This is a genomic window from Paenibacillus sp. FSL H7-0714 (genome assembly GCF_038003765.1).
In the GTDB taxonomy this organism is placed as follows: Bacteria; Bacillota; Bacilli; order Paenibacillales; family Paenibacillaceae; genus Paenibacillus_AQ.
The window spans coordinates 1,410,314-1,425,449 of the sequence record NZ_JBBOPT010000001.1; the positions used below are offsets into that span (position 1 = coordinate 1,410,314).

The 15,136-nt window shown below is 44.4% G+C and carries 13 protein-coding genes and 1 pseudogene; 11 read left to right on the forward strand and 3 right to left on the reverse strand.

Annotated features, from left to right (window positions below; all coding sequences use genetic code 11):
* Positions 1 to 2 precede the first annotated feature (2 nt).
* From NST34_RS06270 to NST34_RS06290, 5 genes are read left to right on the forward strand one after another with little or no spacing between them, the layout of a single operon-like run.
* Entirely contained in the window at positions 3 to 824 is an 822-nt protein-coding gene (locus tag NST34_RS06270; protein ID WP_081382714.1) for an SDR family NAD(P)-dependent oxidoreductase, read from the forward strand.
* The gene (locus tag NST34_RS06275; RefSeq protein WP_341127388.1) at positions 825 to 1,625 is read left to right on the forward strand and encodes an energy-coupling factor transporter ATPase; all 801 of its coding nucleotides are present in this window, start codon (positions 825 to 827) and stop codon (positions 1,623 to 1,625) included. It abuts the gene before it with no gap.
* A complete protein-coding gene (locus tag NST34_RS06280) occupies positions 1,610 to 2,467 on the forward strand; it encodes an ATP-binding cassette domain-containing protein (RefSeq protein WP_341127389.1) in 858 nt (285 codons plus the stop codon). The genes NST34_RS06275 and NST34_RS06280 overlap by 16 nt, the downstream gene beginning before the upstream one ends.
* The gene (locus NST34_RS06285) at positions 2,460 to 3,263 is read left to right on the forward strand and encodes an energy-coupling factor transporter transmembrane component T family protein (RefSeq protein ID WP_341127390.1); all 804 of its coding nucleotides are present in this window, start codon (positions 2,460 to 2,462) and stop codon (positions 3,261 to 3,263) included. Before NST34_RS06280 ends, NST34_RS06285 begins: the two co-directional genes overlap by 8 nt.
* Before the next feature lie 6 nt (positions 3,264 to 3,269).
* Entirely contained in the window at positions 3,270 to 4,229 is a 960-nt protein-coding gene (locus NST34_RS06290; protein WP_341061364.1) for an NAD(P)H-dependent flavin oxidoreductase, read from the forward strand.
* A 165-nt stretch (positions 4,230 to 4,394) separates the two neighbouring features.
* On the opposite strand, the gene NST34_RS06295 is transcribed toward NST34_RS06290, so the two are convergent.
* On the reverse strand, positions 4,395 to 5,174 hold the full coding sequence (locus NST34_RS06295) for an alpha/beta fold hydrolase (protein WP_076298258.1): 780 nt from the start codon (positions 5,172 to 5,174) through the stop codon (positions 4,395 to 4,397).
* A 437-nt stretch (positions 5,175 to 5,611) separates the two neighbouring features.
* Between NST34_RS06295 and NST34_RS06300 the strand changes: the two genes are divergently transcribed.
* From NST34_RS06300 to NST34_RS06310, 3 genes and pseudogenes are all read left to right on the forward strand, one after another.
* On the forward strand, positions 5,612 to 8,737 hold the full coding sequence (locus NST34_RS06300) for a hybrid sensor histidine kinase/response regulator (protein ID WP_341129510.1): 3,126 nt from the start codon (positions 5,612 to 5,614) through the stop codon (positions 8,735 to 8,737).
* Between the two features lie 29 nt (positions 8,738 to 8,766).
* Positions 8,767 to 9,042, forward strand: a pseudogene (locus tag NST34_RS06305) (DNA alkylation repair protein); the annotation flags it as partial.
* 55 nt (positions 9,043 to 9,097) lie between these two features.
* Positions 9,098 to 10,771 (forward strand): DUF6138 family protein, encoded by a 1,674-nt coding sequence (locus NST34_RS06310; protein WP_341127391.1) that lies wholly within the window; start codon positions 9,098 to 9,100, stop codon positions 10,769 to 10,771.
* An 877-nt stretch (positions 10,772 to 11,648) separates the two neighbouring features.
* Here NST34_RS06310 and NST34_RS06315 read toward each other — a convergent pair.
* Complete coding sequence (locus tag NST34_RS06315; RefSeq protein WP_341127392.1) at positions 11,649 to 12,743, reverse strand: M24 family metallopeptidase; 1,095 nt, start codon at positions 12,741 to 12,743, stop codon at positions 11,649 to 11,651.
* 292 nt (positions 12,744 to 13,035) lie between these two features.
* Here NST34_RS06315 and NST34_RS06320 point away from each other — a divergent pair, with 292 nt between their 5' ends.
* Complete coding sequence (locus NST34_RS06320; protein WP_042185650.1) at positions 13,036 to 13,920, forward strand: SDR family oxidoreductase; 885 nt, start codon at positions 13,036 to 13,038, stop codon at positions 13,918 to 13,920.
* Positions 13,904 to 14,407 carry a GNAT family N-acetyltransferase gene (locus NST34_RS06325; protein ID WP_339269375.1) on the forward strand — a complete coding sequence of 168 codons (504 nt, stop codon included), beginning with the start codon at positions 13,904 to 13,906 and terminating at the stop codon, positions 14,405 to 14,407. Before NST34_RS06320 ends, NST34_RS06325 begins: the two co-directional genes overlap by 17 nt.
* Positions 14,408 to 14,425: 18 nt before the next feature.
* On the opposite strand, the gene NST34_RS06330 is transcribed toward NST34_RS06325, so the two are convergent.
* Positions 14,426 to 14,770, reverse strand: coding sequence for a winged helix-turn-helix transcriptional regulator (locus tag NST34_RS06330; protein ID WP_042185654.1), 345 nt, complete (start codon positions 14,768 to 14,770; stop codon positions 14,426 to 14,428).
* Positions 14,771 to 14,879: 109 nt separating this feature from the next.
* Here NST34_RS06330 and NST34_RS06335 point away from each other — a divergent pair, with 109 nt between their 5' ends.
* On the forward strand, positions 14,880 to 15,122 hold the full coding sequence (locus NST34_RS06335; protein ID WP_143759304.1) for a YqkE family protein: 243 nt from the start codon (positions 14,880 to 14,882) through the stop codon (positions 15,120 to 15,122).
* The last annotated feature ends 14 nt before the right edge of the window (positions 15,123 to 15,136 follow it).

The window sequence follows — 15,136 nt, forward strand, 5'->3', positions numbered from 1 at the left end:
TGATGAACAAAGTAGCCTTAATTACTGGAGCAACCAGAGGGATCGGGCGTAGTATTGCCGTGCAGCTCGGCAAGTCCGGTTATGTAGTGGTTGTAAATGGTACAAAACAAGTCTTAATCGATGAGGTTGTCCACGAGATTCGTCAGGCGGGTGGTGAGGCATCAGGATACTCTGCTAATGTAGCAGATCCAGTTGCGGTCACTGCAATGGTGGATGAGGTTATTACACGGTATGGCCGTATTGAGGTATTGATAGCTAACGCTGGGAATTTGCAGGATCAGAAATGTCTACGGATGACGGATGAAGAGTGGAAGGCTGTGTTGGATGTACATCTAAATGGCACCTACTATAGCATTCAACGCGTACTTCCATATATGCGCCAGACAGGTGGCGATATCCTGTTGATGACCTCTACGGCTGGACTAACAGGTTCTGTGGGTCAGGTGAATTATAGTGCAGCCAAAGCTGGAATACTTGGAATGACGTGGACACTAGCAGCGGAGCTTAAACGTGATCAAATTAGAGTCAATGCGATTTCGCCAGCCGCTTTAACAGATATGACCAGACCTGTCATTGATCATTTGAAAGCGAAACATGCCAGTCGTAATGAACCGTTCCCAGACTTTTGGCGAATAGGTGGCCCGGAGGATATTGCTTCCTTTGTGACTGCATTATTGAGTGAGTCTGACGCGGATTTAACCGGTGAAATCTTTGCTGTGAATGGATCAAAAGTGACGAAATGGGAGAAGCCTGCACCTGCATTTTCCGAGAACAGCATTGGGGCATTTTTCGCTACTTGGCATCGTCAAAAGGGGAGTGAATAAATGCTTACCTTCGATCAAGTTCATTTTTATTATAAAAAGGGTCAGCCTGTCCTAGAGGATATCAGCTTTACGATAGAAGCAGGAGAGTTTGTGGCGATTGTTGGCGCGAATGGCTCTGGCAAATCCACCATTGCAAAGCTCATGGACGGACTGCTGCTACCGCGAAAAGGGGCTGTACAGTTTAAGGGCCTAGACACCACAAAGCCAGCTGATCTTGCAGATATTCATCAGCAAATTGGCTTTGTTTTTCAGAATCCAGAGGATCAATTTATCACCACAACCGTTATGGATGAGGTGCTTTTTGGTTTGGAGAACGTTCGTGTGCCAAGGGAGGAAATGCGCAGTCGATTGGAGCATGCCTTGCAGGCTGTTCATATGGAGGATTACCTGGACGCTATGCCACATCAGCTCTCTGGAGGTCAGAAGCAACGTGTCGCTATTGCGGCTATATTGGCAATGCACCCGCAAGTCATTATTTTTGACGAAGCCACCTCTATGCTTGATCCTCAGGGAAGGCAGCAGGTGCTTGCCATTATGCAAGAGCTGCATCGTCAAGGTCTGACCATTATTCAGATCACTCACCATATGGAGGAAGTGCTTTCAGCAGAACGATTATTACTCCTGCATCAAGGGCGACTTGAGTATGATGGTGCTCCACTGGCTTTTTTTGAAACGATGCCTGTTGCGGACTATCAATTACAACTGCCTTTTGCCGTGCGTGTACATGCATTGCTCCATTCAGAAGTGCCGCCAACAGCCGATTGGAAGGGGATAATTCGATCACAATGGTCTACCAATTAGATAATTTAAGTGTAAACTATGCTGATCATATGGCTTTGCACAATATAAACTGCACCATAACTGCGGGTAAATGGATTTCGATTATCGGTCCCACGGGTGCAGGAAAGTCTACCTTTGTCAAAGTGCTGAAGGGCTTGATTCCCACCGTAAAAGGAGAATATTGGATTGATCAGCAGCCTGCTCCCAGAGATGCCAAAGGACAATTAAAGGTCGTCCCGGAGCTAGGCTTTGTGTTTCAGTATCCAGAGCATCAGCTATTCGAAACTACGGTGCAAAAGGAGCTTTCTTTTGCTCTGAATCTGCAGGGTGCTTCACGCCAGCAAATCACGGAGGCGATTGAAAGGATTTTACCGCAAGTGGGTCTGTCAGAGGGCATTCTCCCCTTAAATCCATTCCAATTAAGCGGTGGAGAAAAGCGTCGTGTGGCCATTGCCTCCGTGTTGATGACGAATCCGAAGCTGCTAATTTTGGATGAACCGACAGCGGGGCTAGATCCAGCTAGCCAAGTATCTTTGCTGAAGCTACTGAAGACTTGGCAGCAACAAAATCAGCGCACCATTCTCTTCGTTTCGCATCAGATGGAGGATGTTGCTGAGTACTCGGATGAGGTTTTGGTTTTCCATAAAGGTCAGCTAGAAGGACATTTTGACCCCAGAACACTATTTATGGAAAAGGAAGAATTATTGGTGGATCTGGGCTTGTCCATGCCTGAACCCGTACAGCTTTTGAAGCTAGTAGAGGAACTATCTGGCCAAAAAATAGAGGTTGCTAGCTGTAAAGAGCAGGATATCTTCGATGCTGTTCAGCCAATTTGGCATTCGAGGGGGCGTCTACATGGCTGATTCCGTAATAGTGGGTCAATATGTGGAGACGCATTCGATTTTCCATCGTTTAGATCCTCGTATAAAGCTTGTTAGTATCGTGATTCTCATGCTTAGCTTTCTGATGCTTGGAACATGGCTTAGCTATGCAGTTGCAACTGTTTTTGTATTCGGAATTTTGCTGCTGTCGAAGGTTCCTATTCATTTCTTCTGGCGGGGGCTGCGGCCGTTATTATTTGTTTTGCTGTTTACCCTTCTGTATAATGCTGTGTTCACCAAAGGAACGATCCTCTGGTCGTGGTCCTTTATTGAGGTAACTGAAGAGGGACTGCGAACAGGATTACGTTTTGTTTGGCGTATTATATTGCTCATCTTATTAGCCTCAGTATTAACGTTAACGACTAAACCGCTAGACTTAGCATATGGTCTTGAAAAGCTACTTGCACCTCTATCCAAAATGGGGGTACCCGTAGAACAATTCTCCTTAATGATAGTGATTGCGATCCGGTTTATTCCTACCATCAAGGAGGAGCTGGATCGTATTCTGCTCGCACAAAAGGCTAGAGGTTATGACCTTACAGCATTATCACTGCCTAAACGGATATTTGCTTATGTCCCGACCATTATTCCTTTGCTCTTCACGACGATTCAACGTGCTGAACAGCTGAGCTATGCGATTGATGCGCGTGCTTATGGAAATGGTAAAGGAAGAACTTCTTATAGGGTATTGCAATTTCAGAAAATGGATTATCTGGCAGGGGGAATTGCTCTTTTATTTGCTGTGATTCTGCTGTGGTTAAAGATAGGAAAGGTGTAGATGAAGATGAAATGGAACACACGTATTACGGAGTTATTACACATAGAGTATCCTATTATTCAAGGTGGGCTTGCTTATTTAGGTTATGCAGACCTCGCAGCTGCCGTTTCGAATGCTGGTGGATTGGGTCAGGTCACAGCGATGAGTCTTCCGAGCGCAGAGGCTTTACGTTCAGAAATAGAACGGGTACGTACTTTGACGGACAAGCCTTTTGGCGTTAATTTTGCCATCGGTGTGCATGGTATTGGTTATGAAGATCGGGTGCAGGTCGCCATCGACGAGAAGGTTCCCGTGGTGAGTCTCACCGGTGGGAATCCGGCCCCTATACTGGAAATGCTACAGCAGACTGATATTAAAACGCTCGTGCTCGTCTCTTCACGCAGACAAGCCCAAAAAGCTGAACAATTAGGCGCTTCTGCGGTTATTGTTGTTGGGCAGGAGGGAGGAGGCCACTTGGGACGTGATGATGTAGGGACTATGGTGCTCGTTCCTCAAGTAGTTGATGCGGTTGATATTCCTGTGATTGCTTCAGGCGGGATCGGGGATGGCCGCGGATGGATGGCGGCCCATGCACTGGGGGCTGAGGGAATTGAAATGGGCACACGATTCGTTGCTACGGTTGAATGTGTTCATGCGGCTGCTTCTTATAAAAAAGCCCTAGTAGAAAGCTCTGAGTCAGATACAGTCGTAATCAAACGCTCTATCGGAGCGCCCGCGCGAGTGCTACGTAGTGAGTACATAGATAAGATTCTCGAAATTGAGCGTGTGACTCCGACTTATGAAGCCTTAAAAGAATATATTAGCGGTGCAGCCAATAAGCGCTGGATTTATGATGATGTCAAAGAAGAGGGCATCGGCTGGGCAGGCCAAGTGACAGGGTTGATCCATGATACCCCTACGGTCTCGGAACTAGTCGGCAGGATGGTCAAAGAGGCAGAGTCGATTCGCGGGATGTGGGGAATGTAGGCGTGAAGATGTCAGCAGAGCAGTTGTATCCAAAAGATGAATTAATGAACTGAAAGCTAGGTATTAGATTGACGCTGCTTTATTAAGCTAACGGGCAGGTTTGCTCAATCATCGGGCATTATCGGACTATATTATTGGGAGCGATGGTGCGGCTAATCCGAGGCGTTATGCAAAAGAAGATAATAGTTGGTTGAATCTATCACGCTCCTCCAAAAAAGGGCAATGGCCGCTGTATTGGAATGGAACTAATTGCGAATTTTTAATCAGTTTATTTGTTTCCTGAGCTTGGGTAAACGGAACGACTTTATCATGAATTCCATGAATAATTAATGTGGGCACATCGATTTGTCCAAGATCGTTGTAAACATTCTCGTCTCTTAGCGTGACCATAATGGCGGAGGTCGACCAATTCGCAGCTTGTAAACCCATTAGAAAGAACCATTCGGATTTCGCTTCAGAAATGTACTGAAAGAAAAAGCTCTCCGTTTGGTTTTGCAGCATTTTCGGACGGTCATTGTTTGTCTCTTCGATGATTTTATTCGTAAATTCTTTTGGAACGCTTGATGGAGACGCAGCGTCGATCAGGACGAGTTTAGATACCCCGTACCCTTTATAACGAGCCATATAACGAATTGAGATCGCTCCTCCGGTAGAGTGTCCTGCCAGTGTTATGTTTTTTAGCTGTAACGCTTCGATGACCATACGAAGATCATCTGCTAATCTATCGAAACCGTAACCATCGAATGGTTTATCCGAATTGCCATATCCTCTCCAGTCCATTCCGATACAACGATATCCGAGCTTAGGAAGGAAATTGAACTGATATTCGAACTGGTTATGGTTTAGCGGCCAGCCATGAATAAAAAGTATCGTTTTATTTCCCTTCGGATTGATGTCCTCTATAAATACTTTTACGCCCGGTTCCACAGTAACGAAGTATCCCAAGTGTATCGCCTCATTTTTTTTAATGTATTTCCCCGTTAAGATATTCGCCCTAGGCAAGGTTAATGCCTAATTTCGGCGTCAAATTGGGTTTAGATAGTACGTAGAGATTTCTGAGGAATAGCTTGAGTGAAACAATTTCTTCAGATCATTGAGCTCACGGGGTAGTTAGTGGAACAGCGGTTGCTTAGGCAGCCGTTTTTTTATTTGTTCAACTAACTGGCAGTTTAGTTGAAAAGAACATGCTATAGTTTTCTTGTGAACAACAAACTCGCGAAATTCCAAGTCGGTATTTCTATATAATAGACATCAAGATGTCTTTATCGTCTGTTTCTCCTATATTAACTGTGGTAAATTATGGAGAGTACTTATTTAAATGTCTTAGAAGAAAATGACTAGGGGAGAAATACTTCGTGGAAACTCACTCATCCAAATATCAAATGAAAAAGAGCTATATAATGTTATTGCTAGTTTTCATATTAGTTATTTTAACTGGTTTTCGCATTTTATGGATGGAAGCGTTTCAATATCCCAAACAGGCGTCAATTCATAATGGGCAATTCGATTTACGCAATTGGAATGCAGAAGATGGCAGCATTCACTTACTTGATGGGGAATGGGAGTTTTATCCCTCGCAATGGTTGATAGATGGTAGTCGGCAACAAATGTTAGGCGATAATGCGCCAAGACACATTCAGGTACCGGGAGGATGGAGTGAAGTTTTGCATGCTGACAAGCCATCTCCATACGGGTATGGCTCTTATCGTTTGCTTCTTTATGTAGACCCGGCGAAGCATCTTAATTATAGTATTCGTGTACCCAGTGTACGCACTGCATCAGAATTATATGTAAACGGTCGATTACTTACTAAATCCGGACAGGTGGCGACAACAAAGGATGAATATATTTCGAAGGACCTACCTTATTCTACAACCTTTACAGCAGATGACAACGGTGTAATCGAACTCGTGATTCAGGCGGCAAATTATGTGGATAGTCGAAGCGGGGGCATTGTCCGATCCATAAAATTCGGTTCAGAAGAAGCCATTGCCAAAGAGATGAAGGCTTCCATTTTTATGCAGTTTTTAGCAGCAATTATTTTTATTATGCACGCTGTCTATGCACTTATTTTGTATTTAATAGGAAATAAGGAAAAGAAGCTGCTTTATTTTAGTTTGCTTGCATTATGTGTAACGATCACGAGTGTCTTTAGTACGGATGAGAAGTTGTTCCATCAGTTATTTTACATTGGAATTGATTGGGATTTTAGGCTGACTAATATTGCTTTCGTTATTGCAGCCTATGCTTTGCTCCAGTGTACGAATCATCGCGAGCTTCCATATTGGCGTAGGATGTACCCTGTCTATAAAATAATGAATCTAGGGACTGCCGGCATCACGTTGTTTTTAAATCCAACTCAGGTGATCATGCTCTTCCCTATTTATTATGTATTAGGTGGTACTGCTGCAGTTATAACGCTGATTACGATGTTTAAAAAAGTAATTAAAGATTTAAAGAGCAATCTTTTACTCCTTTTCTCTTTTCTTGCGTTGATGAACTATGCTCTTTGGTCGTTAATCTTGCTGGATAGCGGTTTGAGTCTTGTCTATTATCCGTTCGATTTGATTATTGCGATAGCTTGTTTAGCCTCTGTATGGTTTAAAGATTATTTTATCATGCATGCGAACACGAAAGAGCTTGCGACAACATTGCAAAGGATGAATGACCATAAAGATCAATTCCTAGCAAATACTTCTCATGAATTTAAAAATCCGCTTCATAGTATTCTTAATATGTCACAATCCGTTTTAAAACGGGAGCGGCATTTGTTGCAGGAAAGGAGTATCAAAGAGCTTGAAACGGGTTTATCTGTAGGACGTCGAATGACATTGATATTAGACGATTTAATTGATGTGATGAGTTTACGGGAAGGCAATCCGCGCATACACAAAAGAGTCATATATATTCAGCCAATTGTGACCGGAGTACTTGATATGCTGCAATTAAATGCAGATGTGAAGTCTGTAAAAATTGCAAATCAAATTCCTGAAGATTTTCCTCCAGTAAATGCGGATGAGAACCGGGTTGTTCAAATCGTTTTCAATTTACTTCATAATGCTGTGAAATATACGAATGATGGGGTCATTTCGATTCAAGCTTTTGTAAAAGATGGACGAGCCTATATCGTTATTGCTGATACCGGGATCGGAATGGATGAGAACATGCTTAAGCGCCTATTCCGTCCGTACGAGCAAGCCAGCACGAGTGAGACTATGATTGATGGTGGCTTTGGGTTGGGTTTAAGTATAAGCAAGCAACTGGTTGAGCTTCATGGAGGTACGTTAGTAGTGTCCTCTGTTTTAGGAGAGGGCTCAAAATTCACATTTTCATTAAGGCTAGCAGGTTTGGAAGAGGAGGAAGAGAATGATTTGACCAACTCATTTGAACCATTACAATCCATGCCGATTCAAGAAATAGCCTCCTCAGTGTATATGGAAAAAGTGAAGATTCCGCCAGCTACGAATCAAACAACTTTAATAGAAATGAATCGTGAACGTCCGATTCTATTAGTTGTTGATGATGATCCTGTCAACCTTCAAGTACTTGAAGCCATACTACCACCAGACGAATATGATTTAACGATGGTAACGAGCGGTAAAGAGGCATTAGCTGTACTGGACACTAAGGAATGGGATCTGGTCATCTCCGATATCATGATGCCACAGATGTCCGGTTATGAGCTGACACGAATGATTCGTGAGCGGTTTACACTCACGGAGCTCCCTGTATTGCTCCTTACTGCAAGAAGCCAACCGAAAGATATTCAGAGCGGCTTTATAGCGGGGGCAAACGATTATGTGACGAAGCCAGTGGAAGCAATAGAAATAAAATCGCGGATTGAGGCGTTAGCTACGATTAAACAATCCGTTCGAGAACAACTGCGATTAGAAGCTGCATGGCTGCAAGCGCAAATCCAGCCTCATTTTATATTTAATGCGTTGAATGCTGTAACAGCTTTAAGTGATATTAATTTGGATAAGATGCGTATTTTGCTCGATGAATTCAGCAATTTTCTGAGGAATAAATTTGAATTTCAAAACATGGATAGGCTTGTTCCGATAGAAGAGGAGTTAAGTCTAGTACGTTCTTATCTATATATTGAAAAGGTTCGGTTTGAAGAAAGGTTACAGGTTATTTGGGAGACAGATGACAGTGGAGACATAAAAGTCCCATTTCTTACGATCCAGCCTCTCGTTGAAAATGCGATAAGACATGGCATAATGAAGCGCAATCGTGGAGGAACGATTCTTATTCGGATTTCTGTCTATGAGACGCATGCAGAGATAACCGTTGAAGACGATGGGGACGGAATAGACGAGGTCCAATTGCAACGAATATTAGAAAGGAAAGCAGATAGTCGTTCAGGCGTCGGATTGATTAATACTGATCTGCGATTAAAACGGCACTTTGGAACAGGACTCCATATCACAAGTACGTTAGGTACAGGGACAAAGGTAACTTTTCATGTACATAACAGGTTGAATAGCGGGGATAAAGCTAGGTGATAAATAAGTGATTTAATGAGGAGCAACCTTGGCCGCTCTATGCTACATGGAAATACGACTCTATGTACTTTGCAGGAGTGATCCCGGATCCTAAAGTAATGTCTGAGGCGGATATTGAACGGTGGATTGAGGCAGCTATGCTATCGGATTTTGTGGTAGCAGTAACTTTGGCAGTAACGGATATTGCGCAAGAACTAGCCGATAAATGGATTGCAAGTGGTGTAGAGCTGAAAATGTCGGCGGGTTGGAATTGTTACTGCTGGCTGCTCGGAAATCGCAAGGATAGTGAATTTTCCGAAGGGAAAAAAACGATATTTTGGATGCGATGAGTGAAGAAACATGTGGAAAAGGCGGGAGACCATGAACGCACTACAGGAAGAAGCACTGGAAGAGATGAAAGCAGCAATTTATGAGTGGTTTGAGGAACAAGAGAAACGAAAGGACGTGGAGGGCGCTGTCAGGCGTACCACGCTGCAAGTGGGCATTTTTAACGACATTGTGCTGGATTATCGACCGGGTAGGACTAGCGTTGGCAGTTCGGATTTTAGAAGGAATGCTTCAGGGCGCAAGTCGATGAAGGCGTCTCCTTTTACGCAGGAGGAGGTCTTGCATGAGGTGCAGCCCCGGTTGGCGAGCATCGTAAGGGAGAAACTGGACAAGTTGCATACGTCGGCCCTTATCGATTACCGATTTAGCTTGAAGGGAAGATTCGCAACGGCAGACGGGCCCGTGAGATTAACGGTGTTTGACATCATATATGAAGAGAAAAAGCGGCAGCTTCTGGAGCGGGTTGAGTCCTATATCGAGCAAAAACTGGAGAAGGGCGCTTACCCGACAAAGCCGTTAGAAACTTTCTTTTTGACACGCCATCTGTTGGACCCGTATTTGTTCAACGAACCGGACGTCGGACGGACGATTGCTATATTTGACCGGATTCAGGCGTTGAATAAAGAACGGGCGCAAGCGCTGAGGGAGCATCGAAGCGATATCATTCGAGCTTTAACCCACTGGACCGAGGAAGTATTCCTGCCACGTCACTATGATGTTACGCTTTCCGAATACAGAACCAATGAAAATGGAATCAAGCCGGATAAGGCTCTCAAGCATATGGATGAGCCGAACCAGCCTATCGATCTGCTGTTGTACGGCGCTGTGATGATTCTTCGTTACGAGCCAAGTTACAGTAAAGCCAAGGGCATGACTTTTCTGGAGCTTGCGAGGCAGCTGGGCAGCGGCAAAGCCGAACGTATGTTGAAGGAAGGTAGCGACACCTTCGCGCGAGAAGACGTTCATCTGCGTGACGAGTTGACTGAATGCAAGGCTAACGATGTGTTTTCCATCATTACGGTCGTTATTCGTAAAGAAGAGGCTGGTGCGTACGAACGGGCGATTTCGTTCATTCTCTCCCTACTCCGGAAGGGTTTCCCAAAAAGATACAAAATCAAGCTAAAATCCAGCGTGAGAGAGGCATTACCCATTAAAGGACTTGCCAAATCGGATACGCATCGTTTTTTCGCAAATGCACTGGCCTATTCCGAGCTGTATCCGTTATTGGAGGAATACGCTCGTGAGGCGATGGAAGAGTTTGTGTGGTACGAGGATACGGAAGGTGAGAAAAGCGTCATGCCGGGCAGTTATGCCGTATTCGGGCTGGGACTCACGGACGAGCGCTATTTTCCGTTGGTAGAGACCTACATGGCCCTTGTAGACGAGGAGCATCAGCTGGTGCAGGACAAGTTCACAGCTGTTTTCGCCGAGACCCATGGCATAACCGAACGCTCGATGCCCGCCTTGGTCGCTTGCCTGCGTTGCTCTCATGATTCGCTGAAGCTGAGGATTCAGCCTGAACTGGAAAGTGAAGACAAGCTATCGCTATTGGTGCAGCATGTCGAGGCTTTACCGAATTACGAGGCCGAACGAGTGCTGTACCCGATTTTAGGCAAGGCGGAGAAGCTGGCTGCATTGGCTCGAAAGGCGCAGGAACCGCGTAAGGAGCTGTTGCTTCGTTTGCTAAAGGCAGCGGAACAAGCTTGACGATAGGGAGGCTATCCTGTGTGAAGATCATTTGCAAATTTGCATACCACGTCAAAAAACCTTGAGAAGACGATCGAAGCATTAAGAGCGTTAAGCGAAGGAGCATGCCGCGGCAGCTCCTTTTAGTTTTTTCGCCGCTAGCCCCGTTACGGTGAACCTTACCATAAGTGACATGTGATAGATCTTTTGAAACAAGAAGCCGAAAACTTCTGAATTTTTGTAGAGATTTCAAACACGTTTATCATAATAAAAAATACACCTACAGCGATTGGGGATTAGAAAACTTATAACTGAGAGAGAATTTTGGAAAATACAACTGCAGTTGTTAGGAATGTATTTTAACACAAAGTTTTTGAACAAACGGGAAACGTTAGTTCAATGACAATAGCAGCAGTCTACTTATTTTTCAAAAGCTGGCGATTCTTCAATTCAAAAAACACGCTAAATCAACAGCTCCAGTCTGATACTTTATTTTCACTGAACAGCTCGTTTCTATTCAAGCGCTAATATAGATAGTATAAATTAATGGAGAAAGCAAAAAATGTGCCTATTAATAACCACAAAACGGAGGCAAAGTCATGAGTGAGATTGCTAACACATCAAAACCACCTTATATGCAGTGATTTTTACATCTGAACGAACTGATGGAGATAACCAATATGCGGAAATGGCAGATGAAATGTTGAAACTCACTTATAAAACAAGAGTTTGTAAGGTTGAAAGGGATTATAGATTTGAAAGGGTCTGAACAAGTCGAGTATGGTGCGGGAAAAGAGAAAGCCCATCACAGTAAGTTGAAAGTGATTCTTTTCCAACTTATTAGGGATGGGCTATCTTTGATTTTAATATCTTTCGGATACTCTTGATATTTTCTTTTCTACAAATGAAGAATAGTCAGTTCCTTAGGGAAGCTTGTTAAGGTTTCCGCACCTTCAGCTGTAATAATCAGATCATCTTCGATACGCACACCCGCTAGTCCCGGTACATAAATCCCTGGCTCAACGGTGAATACATTGCCGATCTCGATAATGTCATCGTTCTGTCCATGGAGTGATGGATATTCATGAACATCCATACCCAGTCCGTGTCCGACACGGTGCAAGAAATATTCTCCGAATCCGGCTTCCTCAATCACATCACGCGCAGCTTTGTCGACAGAACCGAAAGGAGCTCCAGGATTGGAAGCAGCGATCCCAGCTTCGTTGGCAGCCAGCACGGTGTTATAGATCGTGATTAGCTTGTCGTCCACGGATTCAATAGCAAAGGTACGTGTAATATCAGAAGCATAACCATCAGCATACACCCCAATATCAAACATCAGGAAGTCGCCTGGCTGAATGACCCGGTTGCCTGGAACACCGTGAGGCAGGGCTGTTTTTGGACCAGAAAGCACCATAGTGTCGAAGGAAGGGCCGGAAGCGCCAACCTTTTTCATTAGATATTCCAGTTCCGCTACTAAATCGTTTTCTGTAACGCCTGTTTTCACATGGGTAAGCACGCGGCGCAAAGCTTCCTCAACTAGCTCAGCGGCATGTTTCATGCGTTTAACTTCATCTGGGGTCTTTTTGGAGCGCATGCTGCGCAGCAATTGACCTATATCACTAAAACGTTCTGCTGGAACGGCTGCGGTTAGATGCTCAAAACGGGCTACTGAGAAATGTTCCTTCTCTATACCAAGAGTACCTAGCTTACTGCTGCCGAAACAATCTTTAAGCAGGTTATAGGGATTATCGGTATCATTATGAGTTATGATCTTGGTGACCGAAGAAGCTGCTTGAGCCGCTTCTGCATCTAGTGCGGGTAGAATGAGCATTGGCTCTTCTCCGCGTATCAACAGCAGACCGAGAAAACGTTCATGTGGATCGCTGGCGAATCCGGTTAAATAGTAGACATGTTTGGGATCTGTTACGAGCAGGGCATCAAGGCCTTCGCCCGTCATTTGCTGCTCTAGGCTTGTCAGAGCATTATTCATAGTTGGTGTTCCCCTTTCAACTTCACGATTAGAACTGCAATATTCCTATTATAGATCAAAAATAGACTAGACGCACGAGACGGACTACATCTATCGTTGGCTAATCATAACATGCCTATTCGCAAGCTTTCCGTAAAGAAGGATGCATATTTGATCACCTATACTTTTAAAACCTGACAAGAAGCTTTTCTTGAGCCTACTAGTTGGTGTAACATAATCTTGAATATACTTCTCGTAAGGTTAGGCGGAAGCTTATTGGGGTACGGTTGTTGAGAGAGGAGTGATTCTTGGGATGAGAGGTAAAATTGCACTTGTAACTGGAGCAAATTCTGGTATGGGGCTAGCGACGACAGTTGAACTGGCTCGCAAGGGAGCCAAAGTAATTATGGTATGCCGGAATCGCCAGCGTGGAGAGGAAGCACTGGCTGCCGCCAAGCAAAAGAGCCACTCCGTGGATATCGAGCTGATGTTGTGTGATCTGGCCTCGCTGGAGAGCATTCGCAGTTTTGCGGAGGAATTCACCCGGAAATATCCGATTCTAGATATACTCATCAATAACGCTGGGGTAGTCACGATTAAGCGTCAGCTTACGAAGGACGGCTTTGAGATGGATCTTGGTGTGAACCATTTGGGTCATTTTTTGCTCACGAATCTGTTACTGGAGCCTTTAAAAGCAGCAGAGCAAGGCCGTATCGTTGTGGTTGCTTCCGGTGCTTACAAAATAGGTGCACTTCACTATGAAGATCCAACTCTCGCACGCCGTTTCAATCCCGCAAAAGCCTATGCTCGATCCAAGTTAGCCAATATACTATTCACGAAAGAGTTGGCAGCACGCCTGCAAGGGACAAGAGTAACGGTGAATTGCGTGCATCCAGGAGCAGTGGGCACAAATATAGGTGTTAACCGGGAGACAGGCTTTGGCAAGTCGATCCTTAAGCTGCTGTCATACTTCTTTTTAACTCCTGAACAAGGAGCCGATACAGCGATCTATTTGGCTACAGAATCGGATTTGCAAGAGGTAACCGGTCAATATTATTATCGACGAAAGAATCAGGAGCTGACTCCCAGAGCACAGAATAAACAAGAGGCGCAGCGGCTGTGGCAATGGAGCCAGGAGCAGGTCGGCCTGAGTGAATTAACACATTTGGAGGAATCAAGGGATGAGTTGGGAGAATAGCAGGATTGAAGATGCAAAACCTACAGACTTAACAGCTATTGTGGAGATTTATAACTCAACGATTGCTGGACGGATGGTAACTGCGGATCTGGAACCTATTACTGTTGCAGACAGAGAAAAATGGTTCAATGAGCATAACAGCCACCATCGTCCTTTATGGGTACTTAGGCAGGGAGATGAGATTGCGGCATGGTTCAGCTTTCAATCCTTCTATGGTCGTCCAGCGTATAATGCAACAGCAGAAATTAGTGTATACGTGAGTGAAAAGTTCCGTGGTGGTGGAGCCGGTAGAATTCTTTTGAAAGAGGCCATTGAGAAAGCACCTAGTCTCGGCATTAAGAATCTAGTTGGTTTTGTGTTCGGACATAATGATCCAAGCCTTGGTTTGCTAGAAAAATTCGGTTTTAAGCAGTGGGGATTACTACCCGGTGTAGCTGAATTGGATGGTATAGAACGTGATTTAGTGATTGTTGGACTTAAAATCTAATTGCCACAATTGAAACGCTTACATTTTGAGTGTTGAGCTTACACTATTTGTGTCACAATCAATCCATATTTTTGACCAACGCTGCAAATCCCGGATAACTGTCTCCAGGGCAAGTCCTTTATCCGTTAAGGAATATTGGATTCGCACAGGTGTCTCAGGGAATACTTCTCGAAGGACAATCCCTTCCAGTTCCAGCTCTTTAAGTCGTTCGGAGAGCAATCTTCCGCTGATGGGCAAGGCTGCTTCAATCACATTGAAACGTTGCGGTCCTTGGAGGAGCTGGTAGATAATTAAACCTGTCCAACGCCTGCCGATAATATCCATACTTTTTTGTAGCTGGGGACATAAATCAGTGGACTTCATATGGCTCACCTCTTAGTGAACATTATAAACGAAAAGACCAATAATTTAAACAAATTCCAATTTAATTCATAACTAGAAGGGATGATTGACAGTGGCTAAAAAAAAGAAAATGCCTACCACTCCGCGTCCTGCTGCGACCGATGGACCAGCTACGCTAAAAGACCTGTTGAGCAGTGATGTTCTTGGAAAGCTGAAGGCACAATCTGATGCGTTGAAAGCGGAAGAGAATGACCGCAAGGAAGCTGCTCGTAAAGCGGTTGAAGATCAGCGAAAAGCTGAGCAAAAGCGGCTTGAGAATGATTTTGCACATCTGTTGGAGAACAGTAATCAGGATTGGCACAAGTATAAATAACTGCTATAGCTAGC

What these genes read in the sequence shown, in the direction of transcription:
- NST34_RS06270 (WP_081382714.1), top strand. Translation starts at nt 3, where the DNA reads ATGAACAAAGTAGCCTTAATTACTGGAGCAACCAGAGGGATCGGGCGT.
- NST34_RS06275 (WP_341127388.1), top strand. Translation starts at nt 825, where the DNA reads ATGCTTACCTTCGATCAAGTTCATTTTTATTATAAAAAGGGTCAGCCT.
- NST34_RS06280 (WP_341127389.1), top strand. Translation starts at nt 1,610, where the DNA reads ATGGTCTACCAATTAGATAATTTAAGTGTAAACTATGCTGATCATATG.
- NST34_RS06285 (WP_341127390.1), top strand. Translation starts at nt 2,460, where the DNA reads ATGGCTGATTCCGTAATAGTGGGTCAATATGTGGAGACGCATTCGATT.
- NST34_RS06290 (WP_341061364.1), top strand. Translation starts at nt 3,270, where the DNA reads ATGAAATGGAACACACGTATTACGGAGTTATTACACATAGAGTATCCT.
- NST34_RS06300 (WP_341129510.1), top strand. Translation starts at nt 5,612, where the DNA reads ATGAAAAAGAGCTATATAATGTTATTGCTAGTTTTCATATTAGTTATT.
- NST34_RS06310 (WP_341127391.1), top strand. Translation starts at nt 9,098, where the DNA reads ATGAACGCACTACAGGAAGAAGCACTGGAAGAGATGAAAGCAGCAATT.
- NST34_RS06315 (WP_341127392.1), bottom strand. Translation starts at nt 12,743, where the DNA reads ATGAATAATGCTCTGACAAGCCTAGAGCAGCAAATGACGGGCGAAGGC.
- NST34_RS06320 (WP_042185650.1), top strand. Translation starts at nt 13,036, where the DNA reads ATGAGAGGTAAAATTGCACTTGTAACTGGAGCAAATTCTGGTATGGGG.
- NST34_RS06325 (WP_339269375.1), top strand. Translation starts at nt 13,904, where the DNA reads ATGAGTTGGGAGAATAGCAGGATTGAAGATGCAAAACCTACAGACTTA.
- NST34_RS06330 (WP_042185654.1), bottom strand. Translation starts at nt 14,770, where the DNA reads ATGAAGTCCACTGATTTATGTCCCCAGCTACAAAAAAGTATGGATATT.
- NST34_RS06335 (WP_143759304.1), top strand. Translation starts at nt 14,880, where the DNA reads ATGCCTACCACTCCGCGTCCTGCTGCGACCGATGGACCAGCTACGCTA.